Annotated in this window: 30 protein-coding genes; 11 read left to right on the top strand and 19 right to left on the bottom strand. The window is 73.6% G+C overall.

Annotated features, from left to right (window positions below; genetic code table 11):
* Positions 1–22: 22 nt before the first annotated feature.
* The gene (locus tag ACIP64_RS17140; RefSeq protein WP_401586908.1) at positions 23–454 is read right to left on the bottom strand and encodes a response regulator; all 432 of its coding nucleotides are present in this window, start codon (positions 452–454) and stop codon (positions 23–25) included.
* Between the two features lie 321 nt (positions 455–775).
* Between ACIP64_RS17140 and ACIP64_RS17135 the strand changes: the two genes are divergently transcribed.
* From ACIP64_RS17135 to ACIP64_RS17120, 4 genes are all read left to right on the top strand, one after another.
* Entirely contained in the window at positions 776–2,368 is a 1,593-nt protein-coding gene (locus tag ACIP64_RS17135; protein WP_401586906.1) for an ATP-binding protein, read from the top strand.
* Entirely contained in the window at positions 2,365–3,546 is a 1,182-nt protein-coding gene (locus tag ACIP64_RS17130) for a PP2C family protein-serine/threonine phosphatase (RefSeq protein WP_401586903.1), read from the top strand. Before ACIP64_RS17135 ends, ACIP64_RS17130 begins: the two co-directional genes overlap by 4 nt.
* Entirely contained in the window at positions 3,543–3,893 is a 351-nt protein-coding gene (locus tag ACIP64_RS17125; protein ID WP_401586900.1) for a hypothetical protein, read from the top strand. Before ACIP64_RS17130 ends, ACIP64_RS17125 begins: the two co-directional genes overlap by 4 nt.
* Positions 3,894–4,016: 123 nt before the next feature.
* Positions 4,017–4,820: a thioesterase family protein gene (locus ACIP64_RS17120; RefSeq protein WP_401586898.1), complete on the top strand. Its 804-nt coding sequence runs from the start codon at positions 4,017–4,019 to the stop codon at positions 4,818–4,820.
* A gap of 18 nt (positions 4,821–4,838) precedes the next feature.
* Here the strand turns inward: ACIP64_RS17120 and ACIP64_RS17115 are convergent, their stop codons facing one another.
* Complete coding sequence (locus ACIP64_RS17115) at positions 4,839–5,027, bottom strand: hypothetical protein (protein ID WP_360903017.1); 189 nt, start codon at positions 5,025–5,027, stop codon at positions 4,839–4,841.
* Between the two features lie 218 nt (positions 5,028–5,245).
* Between ACIP64_RS17115 and ACIP64_RS17110 the strand changes: the two genes are divergently transcribed.
* Complete coding sequence (locus tag ACIP64_RS17110) at positions 5,246–6,388, top strand: glutathione-independent formaldehyde dehydrogenase (RefSeq protein WP_401586894.1); 1,143 nt, start codon at positions 5,246–5,248, stop codon at positions 6,386–6,388.
* Positions 6,389–6,459: 71 nt separating this feature from the next.
* On the opposite strand, the gene ACIP64_RS17105 is transcribed toward ACIP64_RS17110, so the two are convergent.
* Positions 6,460–7,248 carry a VOC family protein gene (locus tag ACIP64_RS17105; protein WP_401586892.1) on the bottom strand — a complete coding sequence of 263 codons (789 nt, stop codon included), beginning with the start codon at positions 7,246–7,248 and terminating at the stop codon, positions 6,460–6,462.
* Positions 7,249–7,386: 138 nt separating this feature from the next.
* Entirely contained in the window at positions 7,387–7,953 is a 567-nt protein-coding gene (locus ACIP64_RS17100; RefSeq protein WP_401586889.1) for a nitroreductase/quinone reductase family protein, read from the bottom strand.
* A 157-nt stretch (positions 7,954–8,110) separates the two neighbouring features.
* Here ACIP64_RS17100 and ACIP64_RS17095 point away from each other — a divergent pair, with 157 nt between their 5' ends.
* The 3 genes from ACIP64_RS17095 to ACIP64_RS17085 all read left to right on the top strand — a co-directional run bounded on the left by ACIP64_RS17095 (position 8,111) and on the right by ACIP64_RS17085 (position 9,600).
* The gene (locus tag ACIP64_RS17095; RefSeq protein WP_401586886.1) at positions 8,111–8,458 is read left to right on the top strand and encodes a hypothetical protein; all 348 of its coding nucleotides are present in this window, start codon (positions 8,111–8,113) and stop codon (positions 8,456–8,458) included.
* Between the two features lie 66 nt (positions 8,459–8,524).
* Positions 8,525–9,178, top strand: a complete 654-nt coding sequence (locus tag ACIP64_RS17090) for an RNA polymerase sigma factor (RefSeq protein ID WP_401586883.1) — start codon at positions 8,525–8,527, stop codon at positions 9,176–9,178.
* Positions 9,175–9,600 (top strand): hypothetical protein, encoded by a 426-nt coding sequence (locus ACIP64_RS17085; RefSeq protein ID WP_401586880.1) that lies wholly within the window; start codon positions 9,175–9,177, stop codon positions 9,598–9,600. Before ACIP64_RS17090 ends, ACIP64_RS17085 begins: the two co-directional genes overlap by 4 nt.
* Before the next feature lie 21 nt (positions 9,601–9,621).
* Here ACIP64_RS17085 and ACIP64_RS17080 read toward each other — a convergent pair whose 3' ends face one another.
* From ACIP64_RS17080 to ACIP64_RS17035, 10 genes are all read right to left on the bottom strand, one after another.
* Positions 9,622–9,921, bottom strand: a complete 300-nt coding sequence (locus ACIP64_RS17080) for a hypothetical protein (RefSeq protein WP_401586878.1) — start codon at positions 9,919–9,921, stop codon at positions 9,622–9,624.
* A 29-nt stretch (positions 9,922–9,950) separates the two neighbouring features.
* Complete coding sequence (locus tag ACIP64_RS17075) at positions 9,951–10,262, bottom strand: hypothetical protein (RefSeq protein WP_360909207.1); 312 nt, start codon at positions 10,260–10,262, stop codon at positions 9,951–9,953.
* Between the two features lie 118 nt (positions 10,263–10,380).
* Positions 10,381–11,787, bottom strand: a complete 1,407-nt coding sequence (locus ACIP64_RS17070; protein ID WP_401586875.1) for an MFS transporter — start codon at positions 11,785–11,787, stop codon at positions 10,381–10,383.
* 74 nt (positions 11,788–11,861) lie between these two features.
* Positions 11,862–13,115 (bottom strand): hypothetical protein, encoded by a 1,254-nt coding sequence (locus tag ACIP64_RS17065; protein WP_401586873.1) that lies wholly within the window; start codon positions 13,113–13,115, stop codon positions 11,862–11,864.
* The gene (locus ACIP64_RS17060) at positions 13,112–14,353 is read right to left on the bottom strand and encodes a glycosyltransferase (RefSeq protein ID WP_401586871.1); all 1,242 of its coding nucleotides are present in this window, start codon (positions 14,351–14,353) and stop codon (positions 13,112–13,114) included. The genes ACIP64_RS17065 and ACIP64_RS17060 overlap by 4 nt, the downstream gene beginning before the upstream one ends.
* Positions 14,354–14,501: 148 nt before the next feature.
* Complete coding sequence (locus ACIP64_RS17055; protein WP_401586869.1) at positions 14,502–15,143, bottom strand: hypothetical protein; 642 nt, start codon at positions 15,141–15,143, stop codon at positions 14,502–14,504.
* A 26-nt stretch (positions 15,144–15,169) separates the two neighbouring features.
* Positions 15,170–15,676, bottom strand: coding sequence for a SigE family RNA polymerase sigma factor (locus ACIP64_RS17050; RefSeq protein ID WP_401586867.1), 507 nt, complete (start codon positions 15,674–15,676; stop codon positions 15,170–15,172).
* 172 nt (positions 15,677–15,848) lie between these two features.
* A complete protein-coding gene (locus ACIP64_RS17045) occupies positions 15,849–16,724 on the bottom strand; it encodes a LysR family transcriptional regulator (protein WP_401586864.1) in 876 nt (291 codons plus the stop codon).
* Between the two features lie 69 nt (positions 16,725–16,793).
* Entirely contained in the window at positions 16,794–17,663 is an 870-nt protein-coding gene (locus ACIP64_RS17040; RefSeq protein ID WP_401586861.1) for an NAD-dependent epimerase/dehydratase family protein, read from the bottom strand.
* A 118-nt stretch (positions 17,664–17,781) separates the two neighbouring features.
* Positions 17,782–19,227: a hypothetical protein gene (locus ACIP64_RS17035; protein ID WP_401586858.1), complete on the bottom strand. Its 1,446-nt coding sequence runs from the start codon at positions 19,225–19,227 to the stop codon at positions 17,782–17,784.
* A 76-nt stretch (positions 19,228–19,303) separates the two neighbouring features.
* Between ACIP64_RS17035 and ACIP64_RS17030 the strand changes: the two genes are divergently transcribed.
* Positions 19,304–20,050, top strand: a complete 747-nt coding sequence (locus ACIP64_RS17030; RefSeq protein ID WP_401586856.1) for a TetR/AcrR family transcriptional regulator — start codon at positions 19,304–19,306, stop codon at positions 20,048–20,050.
* Positions 20,051–20,060: 10 nt separating this feature from the next.
* Positions 20,061–20,522, top strand: a complete 462-nt coding sequence (locus ACIP64_RS17025; RefSeq protein ID WP_401586853.1) for a GNAT family N-acetyltransferase — start codon at positions 20,061–20,063, stop codon at positions 20,520–20,522.
* Between the two features lie 40 nt (positions 20,523–20,562).
* Here the strand turns inward: ACIP64_RS17025 and ACIP64_RS17020 are convergent, their stop codons facing one another.
* Both ACIP64_RS17020 and ACIP64_RS17015 read right to left on the bottom strand, forming a co-directional pair.
* Positions 20,563–20,760: a hypothetical protein gene (locus ACIP64_RS17020; RefSeq protein ID WP_360909228.1), complete on the bottom strand. Its 198-nt coding sequence runs from the start codon at positions 20,758–20,760 to the stop codon at positions 20,563–20,565.
* A gap of 164 nt (positions 20,761–20,924) precedes the next feature.
* Positions 20,925–21,944, bottom strand: coding sequence for an aldo/keto reductase (locus ACIP64_RS17015; RefSeq protein ID WP_401586850.1), 1,020 nt, complete (start codon positions 21,942–21,944; stop codon positions 20,925–20,927).
* A gap of 141 nt (positions 21,945–22,085) precedes the next feature.
* Between ACIP64_RS17015 and ACIP64_RS17010 the strand changes: the two genes are divergently transcribed.
* A complete protein-coding gene (locus ACIP64_RS17010; protein WP_401586847.1) occupies positions 22,086–23,063 on the top strand; it encodes an AraC family transcriptional regulator in 978 nt (325 codons plus the stop codon).
* Here the strand turns inward: ACIP64_RS17010 and ACIP64_RS17005 are convergent.
* The 3 genes from ACIP64_RS17005 to ACIP64_RS16995 form a co-directional block, all read right to left on the bottom strand.
* A complete protein-coding gene (locus ACIP64_RS17005) occupies positions 22,984–23,214 on the bottom strand; it encodes a S1 RNA-binding domain-containing protein (protein ID WP_401587324.1) in 231 nt (76 codons plus the stop codon). The two genes, ACIP64_RS17010 and ACIP64_RS17005, sit on opposite strands and share 80 nt — an antisense overlap.
* 37 nt (positions 23,215–23,251) lie before the next feature.
* Complete coding sequence (locus ACIP64_RS17000) at positions 23,252–23,605, bottom strand: hypothetical protein (protein ID WP_401586845.1); 354 nt, start codon at positions 23,603–23,605, stop codon at positions 23,252–23,254.
* 110 nt (positions 23,606–23,715) lie between these two features.
* The gene (locus tag ACIP64_RS16995) at positions 23,716–25,269 is read right to left on the bottom strand and encodes a CehA/McbA family metallohydrolase (protein ID WP_401586843.1); all 1,554 of its coding nucleotides are present in this window, start codon (positions 25,267–25,269) and stop codon (positions 23,716–23,718) included.
* Positions 25,270–25,359 lie beyond the last annotated feature (90 nt).

The raw sequence follows: 25,359 nt of genomic DNA, 5'->3' as shown, positions 1-25,359 counted from the left end.
CCGCGACGCCGCCCCGCGGCGGTCAGTCGCGCGGCAGCTTGGTCACGGTGTCGAGGTAGAAGGCGTCGATGCTCTGCACCGCGCGGTTGAAGTCGTCGAGGTTGACCGGCTTGGTCACATAGGCGTTGGCGTGCCGCTGGTAGGCGCCGGCGACGTCGTCCGGCGCGGCGGAGGTCGTCAGGACGACGACCGGGATGGCGCGCAGATCGTCGTCGGCCTTGAGGATCTCCAGCAGCTCGCGGCCGTTCATGCGGGGCATGTTGAGGTCGAGCACGATGAGGTCGGGGCGGGCGTTGCTGTCGTCGCGCAGGTAGTCCAGGGCGGCGACACCGTCCTCGACCTGCGTGAGGTTGCGGGCGCCGCGCTCGGACAGGGCGTCCCCGATGAGCATGGCGTCGGCGAGGTCGTCCTCGACTAGGAGCACGTCGTAGGGGCGGGGTGAGGCGATCATCATCGTCGGCTCCGGGTCCGGTCGGTGCCTCGCACGAGGCGGTGGGGGGATGGTGCGGGCCCGGCCGGTCCGCGGACGGTCCGTGCCGGCTGCCGCGGGCGGGCCGGTTCGTGGAGGTGGGCCGGCGCCTCCGCGGCGGTCCCCCGCCCCGCAAGGCGCAGGGGGAGGTGGATGCCAGGCATGGCCCCCACCCTAGGGGGTCGCGATCAACCAGGACAACAGACGTTGTCGCGGGGACGGCTACAGTGAGTGCCTGCCGCACGGATTCCGGGCGGCCGCGGAGGCGGGCAGGAACACGGATTCGGCATCAGAAGGGGCTGCGACGTGGTGGACGAGACGGGCCGGCTTGCGCGGTGGACCACCCGCCGCTGGCTCCGCGTGGGGGTGAGTACGGCCCTCGCGGTGCTCACCGTCCTCGGGGCGCTGGGCATATGGTCGCTCGACCGGAACACCACGCTCACCCGCCAGCTGGTCGACACCCGCTCCCCCGCCCTGGTCAACGCCGTCCGGCTGGAAGCCGCCCTGGTCAACCAGGAGACCGGTATCCGCGGTTACGGCCTCACCGGGCAGAAGGACTTCCTCACCCCGTACACCGAGGGTCTGGCGAACGAGAGGACGGCGCTGGAGCGGCTGCGCCCCCTGGTCCGCGGCGACGCGACGGGAAGCGCGGACCTGGCCGCGGTGGAGAACGCGGCGGACGCCTGGCAGCGGACCATCGCCGACCCCATCGCCGGGGCCCCCGCCGAACAGGCCGTCCGGCTGGCCACCGACCGCGCGGACGCGGGCAGGACCGCCTTCGACGTCGTACGAAAGGCCATGACCCGCCAGCAGAACCATCTGCGGGACGCGCGCCTGGAGGCGGGGGACAAACTCGACCGGTCCATCGTGCTGCGCAACTGGGTGTTCGCCGCGGCGGCGGTGCTGATCGTGGTGCTGGCGGCGCTCGTCTTCGAGGGCCTGCGGCGCGGCATCACCGACCCGCTGACCCGGCTCAGCGACGACGCCCGCAAGGTCGCGCGGGGCGATTTCGACCACCCCATCACCCCGACCGGCCCGGCCGACCTGCGGCAGCTGGCCGACGACGTGGAGGCGATGCGGCGGCGCCTGGCGGACGAGCTCGCGTTCGCCGAGCGGGCCCGGCAGATGCTGGACGAGCAGTCCGCCGAACTCAAGCGCTCCAACGCCGAACTGGAGCAGTTCGCGTACGTGGCCTCGCACGACCTCCAGGAGCCGCTGCGCAAGGTGTCGAGCTTCACGCAGCTGCTGCAGCGCCGCTACGGCGGCCAACTGGACGACCGCGCCGACCAGTACATCGGTTTCGCCGTGGACGGCGCGAACCGCATGCAGACCCTCATCAACGACCTGCTGGCCTTCTCCCGGGTCGGGCGGATCCACAACGAGCACAGCACCGTGGACCTGGACGCCGTCGTCGACCGCACCCTGGACTCGCTGAGCGTGGCCATCGAGGAGTCCGGCGCCGAGGTCACCCGGGACCCGCTGCCCAGCGTCGTCGGGGACACCACCCAGCTCGGCATGCTCTGGCAGAACCTGGTCTCCAACGCGGTCAAGTTCCGCCGCCCCGACGTCCGTCCGAGGATCCACCTGGAGGCGGTCCGCGACGGCGACCTGTGGCGCTTCGCGGTCGCCGACAACGGGATCGGCATCGACCCGGAGTTCGCCGAGCGGGTCTTCGTGATCTTCCAGCGCCTGCACACCAAGGACGCCTATCCGGGCAACGGCATCGGCCTGGCCATGTGCAAGAAGATCGTGGAGTTCCACGGCGGGACGATCGGGGTGGACCCGGAGCACACGCCCGGCACCCGCATCACCTTCACCCTCCCCGTTCCCGTCCCCGCCGCCGCGGACTCCGCCGCGGACTCCGGTGCGGACGACACCGGGGAGCCCGACGCCGGATGAACCCCGCCCCCGCTCCCGTGCAGGAGGAGCCGCGGTACCGCATCGTGCTCGTGGAGGACGATCCCGGTGACGCGCTGCTCGTCACGGAGCTCCTCGCCGACACCGGTCTGCGGTACGAACTGACCTGGCACAAGACGCTGGCCGAGGCACGCTCAGAACTCGCCGCGCAGGCCGCCGACTGCGTGCTGCTCGACCTGCACCTGCCCGACGCCAGCGGGCCCGCGGGCGTTTCCGCGGTGCAGGGTGCGGCGCCGGACGCCGCGGTCATCGTGCTCACGGGTCTCGCCGAGTCCCAGGCCGGCGCCGGGGCCATGGCGGCGGGTGCCCAGGACTACCTGGTCAAGGGCAAGGTCGAACCCGAACTGCTGCAGCGCGCCGTGCGCTACGCGGTCCAGCGCAAGCAGGCCGAGCGCGCGGCGGTCGCCCTGCAGGCCGGTGCCCTGCGCGCGGAGGAGAACTCGCGTCTGGAGCGCGGGCTGCTGCCCCAGCCCCTGCTGACCACCGACGAGGTGACCGCCACCACCCGCTACATTCCCGGCCGCGAACGCGCCCTGCTCGGCGGCGACTTCCTCGATGTCGTGCAGACCGGCGACGGGCTCGTGCACGCCGTCATCGGGGACGTCAGCGGCCACGGCCCGTACGCCGCGGCGCTGGGTGTCTGCCTGCGCATCACCTGGCGGGCGCTCACCCTCGGCGGCCACCGGGGGCACGACCTGCTGCGCCTGCTGGAACGGATCCTGGTCGCCGAGCGCGCGCAGCCGGACCTGTTCGCCACCTGCACCCTGCTCACGCTGGACCTGCCGGCGCGGACGGCGACGCTGCACCTCGCCGGCCACCACGAACCGCTGCTGACCTCGGACGGCGCCACCGGACCGGTCGAGGCCGGGCACGGCATCGCGCTGGGCATCATGCCCGACCTGGCCCACTGGCCGTCCACCACGTTCGCCCTGCCCGCACGCGGGGCGCTGACCCTCTACACCGACGGCCTCGTCGAGGGCCACACCGGTGAGGACGGCGAGCGCCTGGGCCCGGAGGGCCTGCTCACGCTGATCGGCCAGTTCTCCCAGGCCGACCCGGACGCCCATCTCGACCGGCTGATCGCGCGGATCCGCGATCTCGACGCCGACCGCCACACCGACGACCTGGCCGTGCTGCGGCTGGACTGGAGCGCCGCGTGACCGCCCCGCCGACGACGACGCTCTGGCGCCCCACGGGCCCGGTGGAACTGGACCTGGTCCGCGAGCTCGGCTGGCGCGCCTGGCCGCCCCGCCTTCCGGAGCAGCCGATCTTCTATCCGGTGCTCAACGAGGACTACGCGATCAGGATCGCCCGGGACTGGAACGTCCGGCACGACGGAGCCGGTTTCGTCACCCGCTTCGAGGTCGACACCGCGTTCCTGGCGCGCTACCCCGTCCAGCAGGCCGGCGGGCGCACGATCCTGGAGCTGTGGGTGCCGGCCGAGGAGCTGCCGGAGTTCAACGCGCACATCGTCGGGGAGATCCAGGTCGTCCACGAGTTCCGGTGACCGCCACGGCGGACCGGGGGTACGGGGCGGAGCCTTGCCCGGCGGCCAGGGGCACTGATCTACTGGCCCCGCAGGTTCTACCGGCGAGTAGTTTGTGTGCCGTCCACGGACAGGAGAAGCGTCGTGACCGTCCCGTCCAGTGCCGAGGCCTTCTTCGAGCGGGTGGCCGAGGAGCGCTTCGCCCCCACCGCGTACACCCGGGGCCCGTGGGACGCGCACAGCCAGCACGCCGGGCCGCCGGCGGCCCTGCTGGGCCGTGCGGTGCGCGAGCGCCCCGGAGCGCGCGAGGACATGCGGCTGACGCGGATCACCTTCGAGATCCACCGTCCCGTGCCGCTGCTGCCTCTCACCGTCACCACCCGCGTGCTGCGCGAGGGCCGCAGTGTGGAGCTGACGGAGGCGTCGCTCGCCGCGGACGACGGCAAGGAGATCATGCGGGCCAGGGCGCTGCGCATCCGCACGGAGCCGGGCTCGGTGCCCGAGGTGGCGCCCGGGCCCTCGGTGCCGGGGCCGCAGGAGTCGCGGACGGTGCCGTTCTTCCCCGTGCCGTGGGACGTCGGCTACCACACGGCGATGGAGTCGCGCTTCGCCGCGGGCTCCTACCGGGAGCCGGGTCCCGCGACCTGCTGGCTGCGGATGCGGGTGCCGCTGGTCGCGGGCGAGAAGACGGCGCCGCTGGACCGGGTGCTGGTGGCGGCGGACTCCGGGAACGGGGTGAGCAATGTGCTGGACTTCTCGGCCCATCTGTTCGTCAACCCGGACCTGACGGTGCACCTGCACCGTCATCCGGTCGGCGAGTGGGTCTGCCTCGACGCCCGCACCGTGATCGACGGGGCGGGGATCGGCATGGCCGAGGCCGCGCTGCACGACGAGCGGGGGCCGATCGGCCGCGGCGTGCAGAGCCTCTTCGTGGCCCCGCGCGGCTGACCGGGCGGGCCGGCGGCGTCAGAGGTCGGTGGCGTCCTCGGCGTGCCCCTCGGAGAACTCCCACCACGCGAGCGGGAGCCAGTCACCGTCCACGAAGGCGTCGACCGACGACCCGCGCCCGTTGATCACGACGGACGTGCCCACCGGGTAGGTCGTGCCGGACAGCCCCGGCACGGGGACCAGGAGGGTTCCCAAACGCTGCGCCACTGTTCCCGCCTTCCTTGGAAAACAAACCGAAATCAGGCAATACAGGGTAAAGATTAGCTGGCTTGTCCCATTCCTCCCACGGGGGCAGCATGAGAAATAGGTCACGCGGGTCGAAACGCCGCGGCCCGCTCACCATGCGCGCTCACCGCGACACGGTGGGCTGACGGCGGCGTTCGCCCCTGGAACGTACGAGAGCACGACACCAACGGAGGTGTCAGGTGAAGGCCGTAGTCTACAAAGCACCGTTCGAAGTAGCAGTGGAGGAAGTCGAGAAACCCCGGATACAGCACCCCAACGACGTGGTCGTACGGGTGACGTCCACCGCCATCTGCGGGTCCGACCTGCACATGTACGAAGGACGCACCGCCGCCGAGGCGGGGATCGTCTTCGGGCACGAGAACATGGGGATCATCGAGGAGCTCGGGCAGGGCGTCACGTCCCTGAAGAAGGGCGACCGCGTGGTCATGCCCTTCAACGTCGCCTGCGGATTCTGCAAGAACTGCTCGGACGGCCTCACCGCATTTTGCCTCACCGTGAATCCGGGATTCGCCGGCGGAGCCTACGGATATGTCGCCATGGGCCCCTGGCCCGGCGGCCAGGCGGAATTCCTGCGGGTGCCGTACGCGGACTTCAACTGCCTGAAGCTGCCCGCCGGCTCCGAGCACGAGACGGATTTCGTCCTGCTGGCCGACATCTTCCCGACCGGCTACCACGGCAACGAGCTCGCCGACGTCAAACCCGGCGAGAGCGTCGCGGTGTACGGCGGCGGACCCGTCGGGCTGATGTCCGCGTACTCGGCCCTCATCCGCGGCGCGTCCAAGGTGTTCGTGGTCGACCGGGTGACCGAGCGGCTGCAGAAGGCCGAGGAGATCGGCGCGGTCCCGATCAACTTCGCCGAGGGCAACCCGGTGGAGCAGATCAAGGAGCACACCGGCGGCACGGGCACCGACAAGGGCATCGACGCCGTCGGCTACCAGGCCCAGGCGAAGAGCCAGGACCGCGAGGAGCCCGCGGCCGTGCTGAACTCGCTCATCGACACGGTGCGCGCGACCGGGGCACTCGGCATCCCGGGCCTGTACGTGCCCTCGGACCCCGGTGGCCCGGACGCGCAGGCCAAGAGCGGCCGGCTGCTGGTCGCCATCGGCCGGCTCTTCGAGAAGGGGCTGCGCCTGGGCACCGGCCAGTGCAACGTCAAGCGGTACAACCGGCAGTTGCGCGACCTCATCATCGAGGGGCGGGCCAAGCCGAGCTTCGTGGTCTCCCACGAACTGCCGCTGTCCGACGCCCCCTCGGCGTACGAGAAGTTCGACAAGCGCATCGAGGGCTACACCAAGGTGGTCCTGCACCCCGGTCAGAAGTAGTCGCGGGGCGCACGACCGTCACGGCCGGGGCCGCCGCCCCGTGATGGGCGGCGGCCCTGGCCGGTGCGCGCTCAGGGAAGTTCGGGACCGGCGGCGTCGATGAGCCCGAACACCGCGCCCTGCGGGTCCTGGACGACCGCGAGGCGGCCCGCCGACATGTCGAACGGCGGGGCGAGCACATTGCCGCCCGCACGGACGAGGGCGTCCACGGTGCTGTCGGTGCTGTCCACGCAGAAGTACGCCAGCCAGTGCGGCCCCGCCTGCGGTGGCAGGTTGTCCAGCCCCTGCGCGCCCCCGACGACCCGGCCGTCCACCGTGAGGGAGAAGTAGTCGGAGGCGCCGTCCATCGGCACGGTCTCCAGGCCCAGGGCCGCGGAGTAGAACGCCGAGGCGGTCTTGAGGTCGCCGGAGGCGAGCTCGCTCCACACCAGCGATCCGGGCTCGTTGACGATCTGGGCGCCCAGGAACTCACCGGCCTGCCACAGCCCGAACACCGCGCCGGTGGGGTCGGCGGCGATCGCCATACGGCCGAGGCTCATGACGTCCATGCCCGGGGAGAGCACCGTGCCGCCGTGCTTGGTGATCGCCTCCGTCGCGGAGTCGGCGTCCGCCGTGGCGAGGTAGGTGGTCCACGCGGTGGGCGGGGTGGGGGCGCCGTCGGGCGCCATCGTCGCCATGATGCCCGCGACGGGCCTGTCCTTGAGCGTGCAGACCGAGTAGCCGCCGGTCTCGGGCGGTCCCACTTCGCCCTGCCAGCCGAAGAGGTCGCGGTAGAAGTCGAGTGCCGCCTGCTGGTCGGGGACCATGAGGTCGATCCAGCAGGGTGTTCCGGGCCGATAGGGGGACGTGGCGTACGGCATGGGGCCTCCAGCGCGTCAGGGTCAAAGGTGCCGCCGTTGCGGTCATTCTGCGCCGTACGTCACGGTTCGCGGGTGCGCCCCGCCGGATGCGTCCGCTCCCGGCCACGCGCAGCCGCCGGCGTCGGGCCCCGGCGGGCGTCAGTCGCCCGGGCGCAGCACGGCGACCGGGATGACGCGGCCGGACTTCTCCTGGTACCGGCCGAAGAACGGCGCGCGGGCCAGCACCACCGTGGTCCACAGATGGTCGCGCGTCCCCCCTTCGGTGATGCGCGCGCTCATCACATGGCTCTCGCCGCCGAGTTGCACATGCGCCTGCCGGGCCGCCCTGAGGTTGGAGATCCATCGCGGATCCCGCTTGGCGCCCCCGGCCGAAGCGGTGACCACGTAGCCGCCGTCGTGGGGGAAGTACCCCACCAGGACGCTGCGAGGTCTGCCGGTCCTGCGGCCCGGAACGGTCAGCAGCAGGAGCGGAACGCCCTTCGCGCTGCCCGCGACCCGGCCGTTCGTGCTGCGGTAGAGCCGGACGGCGACCGCGTTGGCCGCTCGCCCCGCCATCCTGACCGCCGGGTGCATGCCGCGGGGCGGTGCGCCGCGCACGCGCCGGATGTAGCGGGCGTACTGTCCGCGGCCCAACAGCCGCCACATCGCGCGTGCGGGCAGCGGAAGCCTGCCGAGGAACAGTCCGGGCGGGGTACGTCGGTCCACGCGTCGGCCCGCTGTGGATTCGCCGGGCGGCAGGGCCCCGCCGGGCGGAGGCCGGAACATGTCGTGGGTCACATCCGCAACCTCGGACGGCTCCGCGCGTCTGTGGGAGTGAAGGCGCCTTCGACCCCGCTCTCCCCCTGATGATTCGAGGAACGGTATGACCGCACGTCACGCCCTCGCGGGCCTGGCCCGCCGGCACCGGGCACGTATCGTGGTCGGCACGTCCACGGTCGCGGCGGCCCTGGCCCTCGGCGGCGCCGCCATGACCGCGAACGCCGCCACGCCGAAGCCGGCGCCGGCGCCCGCCGCGCAGGCCGACACGGACCCGGAGGCGTCCGCGCCCACCCCCGCCCCGGCCCCGGCGCAGGGCAAGGGCCGCACCGCCCCGGCCCCCGCGACGGCTCCCGCCCACGGTGCCGCCCCGGCGCCCGCGAAGGCCGGCACGGCGCCCGCTCCGGCGCAGGCCGGGACCGGCACCGTGCCGGCGCCCGTCCCCGCGCGCTGATCAAGGGCGGTCGCCGGGCCGGGCCCGGCCCGGCGGCCGCCTTCCGAACCGCTCTCCAGGAGATCCATGAGCACAGCGGCGGTGGGGTCGCGCCCCGCCTTCCCGGCACACCCGCTCCGGCACGTCTGGGTGCGGCTCCGCGGCGTCGTGTCCGGGGAAGCCCGGCGCCCCGCGGCGGAGCGGCCGGTCCGCCCGTCGCCGCAGGCGCGTACCGGACCGGCCGGTCACACCTCGCCGCCGGAGATCGACGAGCTGTACCACCACCGCAGGCTGGACCTCGTACGGCTGGCGCTGTTCCTGGTCGACGACCTGCCCACCGCGGAGGACGTCGTTCAGGACGCCTTCGCCGCGCTCTACCGGCGGCACGGCGAACGGCTGGCCGGCGTGGACGACCCGGAGGCGTACGTGCGCACCAGCGTGGTCAACGGCGCCCGGTCCGTACTGCGCCGGCGCAGGACGGTGCGGGCCCACGTACCGGAGCGCGAGGGGCACGCGCCGCCGCCGGAGGAGTACGTGCTGCTGCGCGAGGAGCACCAGGAGGTGCTGACCGCACTCGGCCGGCTGACGCGCAGGCAGCGCGAAGTGCTCGTCCTGCGGTACTGGTCGAACCTCACCGAGGCGCAGATCGCGGACACGCTGCGGCTGTCCCGCGGCACGGTGAAGTCCACCGCGAGCCGGGCGCTGGACGCCCTGGCCCGCCACTTGGAGGCATCGTCATGACCGCTGTCGTCGACCGGCCCGACCGGGCCGCGACCGAGGAGCGCCTGCGCGCCGCCCTGGACGCGAAGGCCCGCACCGTGGGCCCGGACAGTCTGCGCCGGGCGGTCCCGCCGTCCGCGCTGGCCCGCCCGCGGGTCCGCATGCGTACCGCCGCGGTGGCCGTGCTGGGGCTGGCCGCGGCGCTGGCGTGCGTGCTGCTCGCCGTGACCGCCGCGCAACGGGACAACCGCCCCGTACCGCCGGCCAGCCCCACCCACTCCCCCACCGTCCCCGAACAACGCCGGGACGGCCCGCACCCCTCACCGGTACCGACCGGCAGAACACCGACCGGCGAGGGCACACCCGGCACCGCGCCGCTCCCCGAGCCGGCCGAATCGGGCGCCGCGCAGAGCGGGCCGGGACCGGCCGCCGTGACAAGGTGAGCCGCCCGGGGCAGGCGGTGATCAGCAGAACCAGCCGTCCTGGACCCAGCCGTGGCGGTTGATGTCGCCGTAGGCGAACCCGTAGGCCCAGCCGCTCTGCTTGCTCTCCACGGTGAAGGTCTGGCCGGTGTAGAGGGTCCCCATCCAGGCGCCGCCGGGGGCAGTGCGCACGTACAGGTCCTGGGCGCAGACGGTCTCGCGCTTGCCGATGGTGCCGTTGGCCGCCTGGGCTGGACCCGCGGTCACCAGCAGACCCGCGGTCAGGGCGACGGCGACCGCGGCCGCGCGGACGGTCCGGTGTGTGCGGAGTACGGGGGTCATGGTGGTTCCTTCCTGCGTCGTGGGACGGCTCACCAGGAGCCGTAGCCGCCGAGGCACTCGATGCGGACGTAGCCCCAGTCGCCCTTGCCGAAGTCGAAGGTGGCGGCCCAGCCGTTGTAGACGGGGTGGGCGCCGCGGGTGTGGCCGACCTTGTTGCCGTAACCCAGGACGCGGATCAGGCCGCTGGGTCCGGAGGAGCTGTCGTAGTTGGCGTAAAAACTGGCGCTCTGGCACACGATGACCGCGTGCTCGGGCGGCACCACCGCGTGCGCCGGCTGGGCCACGACGGTGAAGGCCGCGGCGGTGGCCGTCGCGGCCAGCGCCTTCGTCAACGTCCTCATGTGTCGTCCTCTCGTGCGTCGCCTGGATCACCGAGTCCGCGCATCAGAATGACGTGACGAGATCTATGCGGGTAGAGCGGCGAGATGAATTTTACGTGGCCATGACACTCGTCCCCGCTCACTGCCCTCCGGCACGCTCCGACGCCGCCCCCGCGGGCGTCCCGCGCCCGGCGGGCACACCGTCCTCGCACGCCTCGGCGCGGCTGAGGGCCGCGGCGCGGGTGTCCGGCATGAGCACGTAGACGACGAGCGAGACCAGCGCGCAGCCGGACACGTACCAGAAGAACGCGCTCTCGTGCCCGGCGTTCTTGAACCACAGGGCCACGTACTCCGCCGTCCCGCCGAAGAGCGCGTTGGCGAGCGCGTACGGCAGCGCGACGCCCAGCGCCCGGACCCGGGTCGGGAACAACTCGGCCTTCACCACGGCGTTGATGGAGGTGTAGCCGGTGACGACCGTGAGGGGGATCAGGCACAGCCCGAGGGCGGGCCAGTAGGACGTCACCGAGCCGAGCGCCGTCATGACCGGGTAGGTGCAGACCGCGCAGCCGACGGCGAAGCCGATCAGCAGGGGACGCCGGCCGACGCGGTCGGACAGCGCGCCCGCGAGCGGCTGGAGCAGCGCGAAGACGGCCAGGGCCGTGAAACTCACCAGCGTGGCCGTGGTCCTGGCCATCCCCGCACTGCCGATGAGGTACTTCGTCAGGTAGGTGGTGTACGTGTAGTAGGCGACCGTCCCGCCGAGGGTGAGCGCCATGACCAGCAGCGCCTGGCGCCGGTGCTGCCACAGCAGGAGCAGCGATCCGCGCGCGTCGGCGGGCTCGGCGGCCGCCTCCTCCGCGAAGGCGTCCGTCTCCTCCAGCCGGCGCCGGATCCACAGCACCACGACGGCGAGGAGCGCACCGAACACGAAGGGGATCCGCCAGCCCCAGTCCGTCAACTGGGCTTCCGTCAGCACCTGCTGAAGGGCGATCAGCACCGCGAGCCCCAGCAACTGCCCGCAGGTCATGGACACGTACTGGAAGGAGGAGCCCAGCCCGCGCCGGTCGCGGGCCGACGCCTCCGTCAGGTAGGTGGCGCTGGCCGCGTACTCGCCGCCGATGCTCAGTCCCTGCACCAGCCGGGCGGCGAGCAGGACGACCGCACCGAACGGACCGGCCGAGGCGTGGGCCGGCGCGACCGCGATCAGCAGCGCCGCGACCGACATCATGGTGACGCTCAGCGTCAGCGCGCTCTTGCGGCCGTGCCGGTCGGCGGCCCTGCCGAGCAGCCAGCCGCCGACCGGGCGCATCAGGAAGCCGACGGCGAAGACCCCGGCGGTGTTCATCAGCCGGGTGGTCGGGTTGCCGCCGGGGAAGAAGGAGTCGGCGAAGTAGACCGCGAAGCTCGCGTAGACGAACCAGTCGTACCACTCGACGAGATTGCCCAGCGAACCGCCGGCCAGGGCGAGGCGGCGCCTGCCGCGCTCGTCCCCCGGCGGCCGCTCCGCCTTGGCGGGAGGCTGCGGCGTGGCGGCGTTCGACGGCATGGCGGCTCCAGAGGGAAGGCCCGGTAGGGGACGGGGTCCGGTGCCGGGGTCCAACGCGCCGCGCGGCGCCGCGGTTACGGGACGCCGAGCTCGAAGAGCGCGTACCCCGCGTACGAGCCCGAGGCCAGGGCGGCCATCCCCAGCAGCACGGCCCGGTGCGGGGCCCTGAGCCGGCCGAGGGCGAGGGCGAGCGGGATGAACAGCGGGAAGGCCGGCAGCAGGTAGCGGGAGACATTGCAGAAGATCTGCTGGGTGCCGAGCACCGTGAGGACGGTGAGCACCGTGTAGACGACGAGTTCGACGGGCGGCCGCAGCCGGATCAGCAGCGGGATCAGCGCGATGTCCAGCAGGACCACGGCGACGCCGATGAGGTCGGCGAACGGGAACGCGGACAGGTAGTCGAAGCGGCCCACCGGCACCGAGGTGAACACGTCGACCGTGTAGCGCCCCCAGTCGAAGGTGTGCGCCCAGGCGCCTTCTTGGAGCTTGAAGTAGCCGCCGTAGTCGCCCATGCGGTACCCCACCCAGCCGAGGTAGCCGAACAGCCCGAGCGGCGCGACGGCGATCGCGGTCAGGGGGCGCAGCACGCCGGAGCGCCGCCGGTCGCGCACCACGGCGAGCAGCGCCGCGACCGTGAGGGCGGCGATCAGCGCGGTCGCGGTGGGCCGGGCGAGGCCGGTGGCGAAGGTCAGCAGTCCCGCCGCGATCCAGCGGCGGTCCATGACGGCGTGGCAGGCCCAGACCGCGAGGGCGACGTAGAGCGATTCGGAGTACCCCGTCCACTCCATGCCGGAACCCGGCCACACGGCCCACAGCCCCGCGGCGGCCAGGCCCGCCCGGTGCCCGCCGAAGCGCGCGGTGACGGCGTACACGCCGAGTGCCGCGACGAACGAGCAGACGACGGAGACGAGCATCCCGGCGCCGTACAGGCCGAGGCCGGTGCACTCGGCGACCAGCCGCATCACCGCGGGGTACAGCGGGAAGAAGGCCGCGAAGTTGCCTTCGAGGGTGATCAGGCCGGTGGCCCCGGGCACGGGGACCAGGGCGGGGTGGTAGCCGTGGGCGGCGATCTGCTGGTACCACCAGCCGTCCCAGCTGGCGAGGACGTCCCAGGGGTGGGCGCCGCCCCCGAAGCGCGGGTTCTTGGTGCGGTAGTCGCCCGCCCACGACAGCAGCAGCAGGAAGACCGCGAAGCCGGCGAGCTTCAGCGTCCCGTACGTCGCGAGGACCTGGAACCGGCGGGCGGCGCGGGAGGGTTCCGGGCGCGGGTCGGCGGCCGGGGGGCAGGCGTCGGCGGGCACGTCGAGGGTGCCGGGCGCGAGGGTCATCGGGAACCGGCCTCCGTCCGGGGAGCGTGCCGGCCGGGGAAGACCCAGGACCGCAGCAGCAGGAAGCGCAGGAGCGTGGCGGCGAGGTTGGCGGCCACCAGCGCGCCGGTCTCGACGCGGTGTCCGGCGCCGGGTGCCGCGTGGTGCAAGGCGGCCAGCGCCCCGCTGGTGAGCGCCAGCCCGATCAGGAACGCCGCGAGCCCGCGGGCGTGGTGACGGGCGGCGCCCGCGCGGCCGCGCACGCCGAAGGTGAGCCGGCGGTTCGCCGCGGTGTTGGCGACCGCGCAGACCAGCAGGGCGAGCGCGTTGGCGGCCTGCGGGCCGGCGGCGGGGCGGAGGGCCGCGTACAGCAGCAGGTAGCCGGCGGTGCTGACGACGCCGACGGCCGCGAAGCGCAGCAGTTGGGGAAGCAGGCCGCCCGGCGGCCCGGTCTCGGCGGCGCTGCGGCGCAGTTCGGCGAGCGGGAGCCGGCCGGCGGCCAGCGCGCGGCCGATGCGCGCGATGCCGCGCAGATCGGCGAGGGCGGTGGACAGGATGTGCACCCGGCTGTCGGGGTCGTCCACCCAGTCGACGGGCACTTCGTGGATGCGCAGACCGGCGCGCTCGGCGATCACCAGCAGCTCGGTGTCGAAGAACCATCCGCCGTCCTCCACCATCGGCAGCAGCCGTTCGGCGACGTCCCGGCGCACGGCCTTGAAGCCGCACTGCGCGTCGCTGAAGCGGACGGCGAGGGTGGAGCGCAGGATCGCGTTGTAGCAGCGCGAGACGACCTCGCGCTTGGGTCCGCGGACGACGCGGGAGCCGCGGGCGAGCCGGGTGCCGATGGCGATGTCCGAGTGCCCGGAGATGAGCGGGGCGACCAGCGGGAGCAGGGCGGTCAGATCGGTCGACAGGTCCACGTCCAGGTAGGCCAGGACGGGCGCCGTCGAGTGGGACCAGGCGGTGCGCAGCGCCCGGCCGCGCCCCTTCTCGGCCAGGTGCAGCCAGCGTGCCTCGGGGAGTTCGTCCGCGAGGCGGGCCGCGATCAGCGGGGTCCGGTCGGTGCTGGCGTTGTCGGCGACGGTGATCCGGAACGGGTACGGGAACGTCTCGCGCAGATGGGCGTGGAGCCGCCGCACGGACCGCTCCAGGTCCGCTTCCTCGTTGTGGACGGGGACGACCACGTCCAGGACCGGTTCCTCGTGCCGGGCCGGCAGCGGGAGGCGTTCCCTCAGTGCGCCGGGAGGTTTGTTTCTCATGGTCTGTCCGCATCTGCTCTCTGCGTCGGGGCATGCCGGAGCGCGCCGGAACATGCCGGGCCGTGCCGGGGCCGCCTCTTGGGCGTGCCGACGGCACCGGGGGCGTTCGGTGGGGTGGTGGCGTGGGGGGCGGCGGGCGCCCGGGGGGCTATCCCGTGCCGGTCGCGTTCCCGTACGGGCTGACCGGCGGGGAGGTCGTGGAGGTGGCCCCGCCGGACGCGGTGCCGCCTGCGGTGGCACTGTTCGTGGCGCTGCCGGTGGCGCTGCCCGTGGCGCCGCCGCCCACCGACGCGGTGGCGGTCGACGGGCTCACGGGGAGGTCCGAGCCGGCCGCGGTCGAGGTCCCGCCCGTGGCCGGGCCGCTCGGTGGCGAGAACGTGGGGCTGGAGGTCGCGCTGCCGCTGGGGCTCGGGGCGTCGGACGAAGTGGAACTCGGGTACGAGGTACCGGACGTCGGCGCACCGCCGGGGCCCGCCGGTACGACCTGGCCGGACGAGGAACCGGGCAGCAGGACGAGTGCGCAGGCGATGGCAGTCACCGCGACCGCCGAACTCCCGGCCTGCCAGACGGTACGCACCCGGCGGCGTGAGGCGACTCCGCCGCGCAGCCGTTCCCGGTGCCGGGGCTCGAAGGGGGTGTGCCGCTCGGAGGCGTGCATCATCCGCGCGAGCCGCCGCTCGAAGTCGTCCATGGAGCCCGTCGAGTCCATGGAGTCCACAGGGCCCGTCGAGTCCATGGGGGGCACGGGGTCCGTGCGGTCGCCGGCGTCACTGCGGTCCATGGGGTCCATCCCCTCTCCCTCCTCCCTCATCTCCCTCACCCCACCGGCTCGGTGACGTCGGCCAGCAGCTGCCGCAGTCGCGCGATGCCGCGTGAGGCGTGCGACCGGGCGGTGCCCAGCGGGCAGCCCAGCGCCTCGGCGACCTGCGCCTCCGGCAGGTCCTGGTAGTAGCGCAGCACCACCGCCGCGCGCTGCGGTGACGGCAGTTGCGCCAGCGCCGCCTCCAGCCGTGTGCGTTCGGCGACGGCGGCGGAGACGTCCCCGGCCGCGGCCCGTTCCGGTACCTCCCCCACCGGCCGCTCCCCCCACCAGCGACGCCGCGCGGAGCGCGCCGCCGCCCGGGCCAGCACCTTGCGCACATACGGCTCGGGTGCCTGGGAGCCGACCCTCGGCCAGGCGAACCACAACTTGACCAGCGCGTCCTGGAGCAGGTCCTCGGCCCGGTGCCGGTCGCCGCCGGTCAGCAACCGTGCAAGGTGGAACAAAGCGGACCAACGGGCTGCCACGAACTCATCGAACTCGTCGGTCCGCGTCGAACCCATCAGCACCGCCCCTGCCCTTCACAGCCTCTTGCACCTCTTGAAAGACGCCGGACCCCGCGCCACTATGCGGCCGACGGCCGTGATCCCCGTCACACGCCTGTGCCCCCGGTCCACGAGGGCCGGGGGCACGGGAAGCGGGAAGCGGGAAGCGGGAAGCGGGAAGCGCACTGGGCTACGGGACGGGGTGGCGGTGCGCGAGGGCGACGGAGACGAACTCCTGGACGAGCGCGTCGTGACGGCTGCCGTCCCAGGCCAGGCACACACGGTTCGGCCCGATGTCGGACAGCTCCACATGGGTGACGTCGGGCCGGGTGTAGTACGAAGCGGTGGACAGCGGCAGCACAACCACCCCGCGTCCGGCCGCGACGCTCTCCAGCTTCTCCTCGACCGTGCGGAACGCCGGGACCGGGGCCGGGCCGGCGGTGCGCAGCTCCCGGGCGATGTCGCGCCACTCGGGGACCGCGTCGGGATCCTGCAGCAGGTGCTCCCCGGCGAGGTCGGCGATGGAGAGGGAGTGCTTGCCCGCGTAGCGGTGGTCGGCGGGCAGGACCGCGACGCGCGGTTCGGTCATCAGCTCGCACATGCCGAGGCCCCGGGCGTCCAGCGGCATCCTCACGTACCCGACGTCGACCCGGCCGTCCCGGACGGCCTCGGCCTGGTCGTTCCAGCCGGTCCTGACGACCTCGACGGACAGCCCCTGGTGGCGCCCGGAGAACTCCCGGACCGCACCGGTGACGATCAGGCCCGGCATGAATCCGACGGTGAACGTCCCGGGGCCGCCGTGCGCCGCGCGGGCCACCCGGCGCTGCGCCGCCTGCGCCGCCGCCAGCAGGGGCCCGGCGTCGGCGAGGAGCTGCTCCCCCGCCGGCGTCAGTGCGGTGCTGCGCCGGTCGCGGGAGAACAGCTGCGCCCTGAGCTCGTGCTCCAGCGACCGGATCTGCCGCGACAGCACCGGCTGCGCGATGTGCAGCCGCTCCGCGGCACGCCCGAAGTGCAGTTCCTCGGCCACCGCGACGAAATACCGCAGCTTGCGCAGATCGAGGTCCACGGGCACCTCCTCGCGGCGGGACTCCTCCCGACCGAGCCTATGCGCGTTCGGGCGAACGGACGACGCGGTTCAGGAGCCGTTCGCGAGGGCGGCCAGCGGGTCCAGGCGGGTCGGGGCCCAGCCCAGCTCGCGGCGGGCGCGGGCGCCACTGATCCGCTGGTCGAGGGCGAAGGCCTGGGCGATCGGGCCCATCCGCTCCTCGGCCTCGGCGAGCGAGAGCCGGCGGACCTCGCCGGACCGGCCGATCGCCCGGCTGACCGCCTCGCTGATCTCCGCGGCGGTCGGGAACACGTCGATGGTGCCCGCGTAGACCGAGCCCGCCGGGGCGCCCAGGGCGAGCGCGTACAGCTCGGCGATGTCGTCGACGTGCACGACGGACCAGTGGTTGGCGCCGTCCCCGATGCACGGCACGGCGCCGTCGGCGCGCCCCGTCCCGGCGTAGAACGTCTCGACCAGACCGGCCGAGCGGCCGAGCACCACGCCCGGCATCACGACCACCGGACGCTCGCCGGTGGCGGCGCGGGCCAGGACCCGCTTCTCGTTCTCCAGCCGCCAGGCGGTGAGCCGCGGCGGGTCGAGGGGCGCGTCCTCGTCGACGACGCCGTCGGTGTCGCCGTACACCCAGATCCCACCGGTGTGCACGTACGGGCGGGGGCCGGCCCCGTCCTGCAGCGCCTCGGCGGCCGCCCGGTCGACGTCCGCGGTGTCCGGGCCGGCGTGCTGGCCCAGGTGGACGACCCCGTCGGCGGCCCGGGCCGCCTCGGTGAGCAGGGCGGTGTCGGTCAGCGTGCCGCGGACGGCGGCCGCCCCGAGCCCGTTCACGACCGCCGCCGACTCCTCGCTGCGCACCAGGGCGCTGACCTGGACTTCCCGGCGCACCAGCGCCTTGATCGTCGCCTGTCCGATGTACCCGGACCCTCCGGTGACGAAGACCTTCATGCCGCTCACCTCTCTGGTCGGCCCGCCGGCTCCTGGCGGATGCGCTGCCATCGAGTCTTGCCGCGCGTCGCGGGGGCGGTCCAAGACCTGTCCCGGCGTCTGTGATGCCCCGCGGGTATCACTCCTGGCCTGCGGGGGTCAGGAAGAGCGGCGTGACCGAGACCGGGACGCGGACGGTGCCCTCGCCGCCCTCGACCACCACCGGGGCACCGAAGGCGTCCACCGCCTCGGGCACGGCGTGCGGCCACGGCAGGTCGAGGGGCACGGCGGGCAGGTCCTCGCCCGTGAGGAGATCGCCCGCGGACCACAGGACGTACAGCGGCGCCCTGCCGTCACGGGTGATCTCGAAGGCGTACGGACCGGTGTCCGCGCCCGTGTCGAAGGGGCGCACGGCCGTGGCGCCGTCGAGGTGGGCGGCGAGGCGGGCGAAGGCCTCGCCGGAGGGGTGTCGCCGGGTGAGAACGCTGCCGTCGTAGTCCATCAGGGCCAGCTTGCCGAAGAGGAATCCCATCACGTTGAGGCGGTCGCGGTACCCGGGGATCTCGGGGGCCAGGTTCCAGCAGACCGTACGGGTCACGCCGGAGGCGAGGGCGAGGATGTTGCGCGTGACGATCTGGCGGCAGTTGATCCGGTCCCGACGCGCGGCGAGCCCGGGCGGGCAGTCCTCCATGAACATCCGCAGTTCCGCGGGCAGTTCGTCCGCGCGTGCGTAGAGGTCGCGCATGGTGCGGCGGTCCGGGGTGTCCTCGGGGTCGGCGGGGTCGGCCGGCGCGGCCCGGCCGGTGAAGGCCGCCGTCATCGCCCGCTCGAACTCCGCCTGAGCGGCAGGGAGTTCGAAGAGCGTGGGCCCGTTGTACTCCCCCGCCACCACGGGCCGTTCGTAGCCGTGCCGGCGCATCATCGCGCGCGCCAGCCCGATCTGGGCGGGGATGTCGTGCGGGTTGCCGTACAGGTGGACGGAGAAGAGGTCGAAGGCGTCGCGGCCGTGCTCGACGAGGTGGTCGAAGAAGAGCCGGGCCGGACCGTCCTCGGGGCTCGACCACACGTCGTACCCGCAGCCGCCGAGCACCACGTGGGCGCCGGGGTCCGCGCCGCGCACGGCGCGGGCGAAGGCGGTGAGCTGGGCGACGTACTCCGGCGCCGTCCCCGCCCACAGCAGGCCGGTGTTGCTGGGCTCGTTGTCGCACTGCCAGTACGCCACGCGGCCCCGGCAGCGGCTCACCAGGCGGGAGACGAAGGCTTCGTACCGCCGTATGTCGTGGGCGGGCGAGGAGGGCAGGAATCCGGTGGGCCGGCGGGTGGCCCACGGGGAGCTGGAGCACACCGTGATCCACACCTCGGCCGCGGGGTCCAGCTGGGCGAGGATCGCGTCCACGACCGTCCAGTCCTCGCGGTCCGGTTCGGGCTCGACCCGGCCCCAGTGGACGTAGACGCGGACGAGGCCGGCGCCGAGTCCGCGCGCCTGCGGCACGAAGCCGTCGGGCGCGCCGAACAGGCCGTAGCCGATGCCCCGGGCGATGCCGAGGCGGATGCCGGGCGGGCCGGCGGTTGCGGTGCTGTTCATGAAGACCTCCTGGTGCGGGCGCCGCGACTGCTTACGTATATGACATAAACTCTACCTGACGCGATAAACTCGCCTCGTGAAGGAGACCCCGCACGGCGCACCGGCGCCGTTGATCTGGACCCGGCCCGCCCCGCGCCGGCGTCAGAGCCCGCTCGACCGCGACGACATCGTCCGGGCCGCCGTCGAGGTCGCCGACGAGGGCGGCGCGCAGGCGCTGACCATGGCCGCGGTCGCCGGTCGCCTCGGGCCGTACACCCCGATGGCGCTCTACCGGCACGTCCTCAGCAAGGACGGCCTGGTCGACCTCATGCTCGACGCCGTGACCGCCGAGATCCCGCTGCCCGACGCGCCCGGCGACGACTGGCGCGCCGACCTGCGCACGGTCGCCACCGGCAGCTGGGCCATGGTCAAGCGGCACCTCTGGTACGCGCGGCTCGCCCCCACCCGGCCCCCGCTCGGCCCGCACACCATGCGCCGCACCGAATTCCTGCTGCGGGTCCTCGTCGGCCGGGGCGCGAACGTCGGTGAGGCGATGACCTACGCGGCCCTCCTCGACCGGCACATCCTGGGCAGCGCCCAGCAGGAGGCCGAGGAGCTGGCCATGCGCCACCGCCACGGGCTGCACACCCCGGCGCAGCTCGCCGAAGCGGTCACCGCCGCCCGCGAGCTCGCGGCGGAGGGCGGCCGGCACCCCCTGCTCGCCCAGTGGATGGCGGCGCCCGAAGGCCCGGGCCTGGACGAGCAGTTCGCCCTGAGCCTGACCTTCCTCATCGACGGCATCGCGACCCGCCTGCCAGGCGGCGGCGGGAACCCGGATCGGTAGTCTGCCGATCATGGCGGAATGGGAGATGCGACCCGCTGCGGCAGCGGACGTCGAGGCGGTGGCCGAGTTGCGGGCCGTGGTGCTGCGGGCGGACCTGCAACGGCTCGGGCGGTACGACGAGCGGCGGGTACGGCAGCGGCTGCGCGAGGGCTTCACCCCGGCGCACACCCGGGTGATCGAGGTGGGCGGCGCCTTCGCCGGATGCGTGGCACTGCGCCCGTCCGCCGCCGTCCACTGGCTGGAGCACTTCTACCTCGCCCCGCACCTCCAGGGCGGCGGCATCGGCACGGCGGTGCTGCGGGCGGTGCTGGAGGAGTGCGACCGCGAGGGCACATCGGTGCGGCTGAACGTGCTCCAGGGCAGCCCGGCCCGGCGGTTGTACGAGCGGCACGGCTTCACCCTCGACACCGAGGACCCGGTGGACGTCTTCATGGTGCGCCCGCCGGCCGCGCCGGCTCCGGCGGCGTCCTGAACGGCCCGCGCGGGGGCGGGGAGTTCCCCGCCCCCGCGGTTCAGCTGCGGCCGGCGCTGTGCTCCTTGCGGGCACGCCGTTCCAGGGTGCGGCGCCGGCGCTCCGCGGCCGCCGCCTTCAGCCCTTCCTCGCGGCGCTTGTTGTACCCGGGGGGCTCCACGGTGAAAAGGCACAGGCCGCAGACGTAACCGCCCTCGGGGCCTTCGATGACGGGTTCGAGGCAGCGCTCACAGTCCATGCCGACCTGTCCTTACTCCTCAGCCGGATGCGCCGCAGTTGTTGCAGGACCAGCGCCCTCCGGGGCCCTGGAGCACGGACGCGCCACAGTTCGTACAGTTCACTCGTGCAGTCGTACCGTACAGGGCGCCGGTGTGCCAGCGGTTCCGCTGAGTTCGCAGAGCGTCACGCCCTGTTGGGGAGCCGGTCCGAGAAGCCGTGGATCCAGCCCGGGTACTCCACCGGGAGGCGGCTGGCGGCGTCCAGCTCCTCCAGGTCCTGCGCGGAGAGCTCCAGGTCGAGGGCGGACAGGTTGTCGGTGAACTGCTCGGGGCGGCGGGCGCCGACGATCGCGCTCGTGACGCCCGGCCGGCCCAGGACCCAGGCCAGCGCGACGCTCGCGACGGAGGCTTCGTGGCGCGCGGCCACCACGCGCAGGACGTCGACGACGTCGTACACGCGCTCTCGGTCGACGGGCGGGAAGTCGATCGTGGTGCGGCGGGCGCCCGCGTCGCTCCGGCCGCTGCGGTCGAACTTGCCGGTGAGCATGCCGCCGGCGAGCGGGCTCCAGACGAGCATGCCCAGCTTCTGGTCGCGGACCAGCGGCAGGATCTCGCGCTCGATGTCGCGCCCGGCCAGCGAGTAGTACGACTGGAGCGAGCAGTAGCGGGCCAGGCCGAGGCGGTCGGAGGCGCCGAGGGCCTTCATCATGTGCCAGGCGGCGAGGTTGGAGGCGCCGATGTAGCGGATCTTGCCCTGGCGCACGGCGTCGTCGAGGGCGCCGAGGGTCTCCTCCACCGGCGTGATCGGGTCGACGTTGTGGATCTGGTAGAGGTCGATGTGGTCGGTGCGCAGGCGCCGCAGGCTGTCCTCCAGCGCCTGCATGATGTGCAGCCGCGACTGGCCGACCTCGTTGGGCCCGGGGCCGATGCGGGCGGTCATCTTCGTGGCGAGGACCACGTCGCGGCGGCGCTTGCCCAGCACCTCGCCGAGCAGTTCCTCGGACTCGCCCGCGGCGTAGACGTTCGCCGTGTCGATCAGGTTGATGCCGCTGTCGAGGGCGAGGCCCACTATCTCGTCGGTCCGGCGGAGATCCAGCCCGCCGACCGAGTCGTAGGGCGGGGTGCCCGCTCCGCCGAAGGTCATCGCGCCGAGGGCGATGCGGGACACGAAGACTCCGGTGCTGCCCAGCTGCTCGTACTGCATTGCTGTATCACTGCCTCTTGTGGTGCGTGCGGAACGTCTGCCGGAGGCCCGCGGCGCCTCCATATGTGCACGTTAGGACGGTGACGGCGGACAATCCATGAGAGAAAGTCCTTCGAAGTTGCGTGATCGTCCGGAGTGACCATGGATCCGCTGTCCGACGTCCTGAACCTGCTGCACCTGCGCGGCGCCGCGCCCTCCCGGATGGAGGCGGGCGGGCGCTGGGCGCTGCGCTTCCGCGCGTATCCGTACGTCAAGGTCGGTGCCGTCCTCGCCGGCACCTGCGTGCTCGCCCCGGACGGCACCGATCCGCTGCGGCTGGAGGCGGGCGACTGCTACCTGCTCACGGGCAACCGGCCCTACCAGGTGGGCAGCGACCCGATGCCGGAACCGGTCGACGGGCACGCCGTCTACGCGGCCGCCCGGGCCCGGGCGGCCGGCAACTCCATGACGGTGCGGTACGGCGATCCCGAGGCGCCGGACCGCACGGTCCTGGTCGGCGGCAGCATCGAGTTCGACGACGTCACCGCCGGACTGCTGCTCAGCAGCCTGCCGCCGACCGCGCGCATCGCCGCCGACAGCCCGCAGGCACTCGTGCTGCGGCCCACGCTGCGCCTGCTCGCCGACGAGACCGCGGCCGAACGCCCGGGCTCGGCCGTCATGGCGGCCAGCCTCACCCAGATCCTCTTCCTCCAGGCCCTGCGCGCGTACCTCGAACTGGCCGCCGAGGCGGGCGAGTCCGGCACCGGCTGGCTCGGCGGCCTGAGCGACCCCCAGATCGGCGCCGCCCTCGGCCACATGCACCGGCAGCCCGCCCACCCCTGGACGGTGGGCGAACTCGCCTCCGCCGTCGGCATGTCACGCTCGGCCTTCGCCCAGCGCTTCAGGTCGCTCGTCGGCCGGCCGCCCCTGGACTACCTGATGCGCTGGCGCATCCAGCGCGCGGCCGCCGCCCTCCGCGGCGGCGACCGCACCGTCGCCTCCGTCGCAGCCGAGTGGGGCTACGCCTCGGAGAGCGCCTTCAGCAACGCCTTCAAGCGCGTCACCGGCCAGCCGCCGGCCCGCCACCGGGCGCTGGCGCTGCGCCGGCCGGAACGGGGCGCGGCGACGGCGACAGGGTGAGACGGCGTCGCGGGAGATCGACATCGGCGACCACGACGAGGACCTCGTCACCGACCGCCGCATCCGCGGCGAACGCCTCCGCGGCCGGCACCAGCCCCTCGACGTGCTCCGCGACACGGACGAAGACCCCGAACGGCAGCCGGGTGGTCACCGTCCCGGCGAGGATGTCGCCGACGGGGCCCGGCACGTCAGAGGCTCTTCCGGGCGGGGCGGGCGCCGTCGAGGAGGACGAGTGCGGCGCCGGTGGCCGCGGCGGCCGTGGCCGCGGTGAGGATGGCGCGGGAGGAGCGCCAGGACAGGACGGACCAGCGGGACTGGGCGGACAGCAGGGAACCGACGCTGAGCCACGAACCGGCGGACAGCAACGAGATGCTGGAGCCGATGGAGGCCGCGGACAGCGCGCTGCCGACGGAGCCCACGGAGAGGACGGAGCCCACGGAGCCGATCGAGAGGACGGAGTCGACGGAGCCGATGGACAGGACGGAGCGCTTCGACCACAGGGAGAGCGAGGACCCCTCGGGAATGGCAGTCATGAGTGCCATCCTGCCGGACGCGGCGGGGCGGCGCGGGTGCTCCGGGAAGGGGGCCGGCCCGGCCCCGGCCGGGCGTACGCCGGCCTTCGGCACCGCGGTGCCGAAGGCCGGCGCCCCGGTTACTTCCGGCCCAGCCAGATCGGGTTGGTGATCGCCAGGGCGGGCCCCGGCAGGCCCGAGGCGCCCCCGTCGGCGGCCGGGCGCCGTACCTCGGCCCGGACGTAGGAGGCGATCGACGCGGTGGTGTTCCACTCCAGGACACCGGAGGCGGGCAGCAGCGCGCCCACCATCTGGCCCTCGTCGGTCATCAGCCGTACCACCGCACCGGCCGGCACGCCGCTCGCCTCCAGGCGGACGGTCACCGACGCGTCGCGCGCCACCGGCAGCCGCTCGCCGATGCCCGCGTGCTCGCCGCGCGGACCGCTCGCGGAGAACGAGACCTGGACGGCGGCGCTCTCGGCGATCCAGGAGGTCCCGGCCCGCAGACCGGCCTGCACGGCCCGGCGGTTGAGGCCGTCGGCGAGCACCACGGTCTGCGGCAGGCCGACGACGTCGGGGTCGCGGTGCGCGTCGGAGTTGCCCATCGCCGGAATCCAGTGGCCGTCGCCGCGACGCGCGGCACCGGTCAGCAGGTTGTCCCAGGTGAGGAGCGTGAGCTCGTCGTCGAGGGTCCAGGGGCCGTTCCACACCTCGATGGCGTCGACGTCGTCGTAGCCGAACTTCCACTGGCTGGCCAGGCTCGGCGCGTACGGGTGGGCCGGGACCACGATGCCGCCGGCCCGCCGGATCTGCCGGGTGAAGCGGCCGAAGGCGTCGTCGCGGGCGCGGTAGCGCCAGTCGATCCACTCGCCGGCGTCCAGGCCGATCGCCAGGTAGTGGCCGTTGCGGGTGGTGACCTCCTCGCCCGTGAGGACCAGCAGGTCGTCGCCGGACACGTCGCCCAGGTAGGCGTGCGCCGACGTGGTGTTGTGGTCGCTGGAGTTGATGAAGTCCAGCCCGGCGGCGCGGGCGAGCGCGGCCAGCTGCTCCACGGTGCGCTTGCCGTCGGAGTGCACGGTGTGCAGGTGGCAGTCGCCCCGGTACCAGGCGCGGCCGCGGCCGGGCGCGTGGTCCGGCGGGTAGTTCGGGACCTGCGGGGCGGCCGGGGCGCCGTAGGTGAGGGTGACGGTGACGGAGTAGTCCAGGCCCTGCGGCGCCACCGTGTACGGCCCGAGGACGACGTGCCAGGTTCCCGTCCCGACCGGTCCGGCCAGGTAGCCGGGGGTCGCCGTCTCCGCGCTGATCGTGAACTCCGTGCGCGCGCCGCCCGACCAGCCGCGGAAGCCGCGCCCGCCGACGTCCGTGCCGTGCTGGTCGAAGATGCCGATGTCGCAGGCGTTGCCCTGCGTCCCCGGCGGCACGGCGGGCCGGTCGTAGCTGTACGACACCGCGATCTGCCGGACGCCGCGCGGTACTTCCACGGGCAGGTAGACGAAGTCGGCCGCGCCCGTAGGCAGGTGGCCGGTGACGACCCGGCTCTGCACGGTCCCCTCCGGGGGGACGCCGCCGGAGCCGTGGGAGTGACCGCCCGCCGATGCGGAGTCGGATGCGGCCGCGAAGCTCACGGGGGCCAGCGTCAGCACGCTGGTGGCGCCCGCGAGCGCGGAAAGCTTCAACACATCGCGTCGTTCCATCCCTTCAGCCTCACGCGTCCGGGTAACGGGAGCGTGGCGGCCTGTTGTGCGCCGGGCTGACGGACGCCGGCTCCGCAGTGGCCGCGCACA

This window comes from Streptomyces sp. NPDC088733, from assembly GCF_044751185.1.
GTDB lineage: Bacteria > Actinomycetota > Actinomycetes > Streptomycetales > Streptomycetaceae > Actinacidiphila.
Note: the sequence above shows the minus strand (reverse complement) of the source record. Positions and strands in the feature narration are given on the sequence as shown.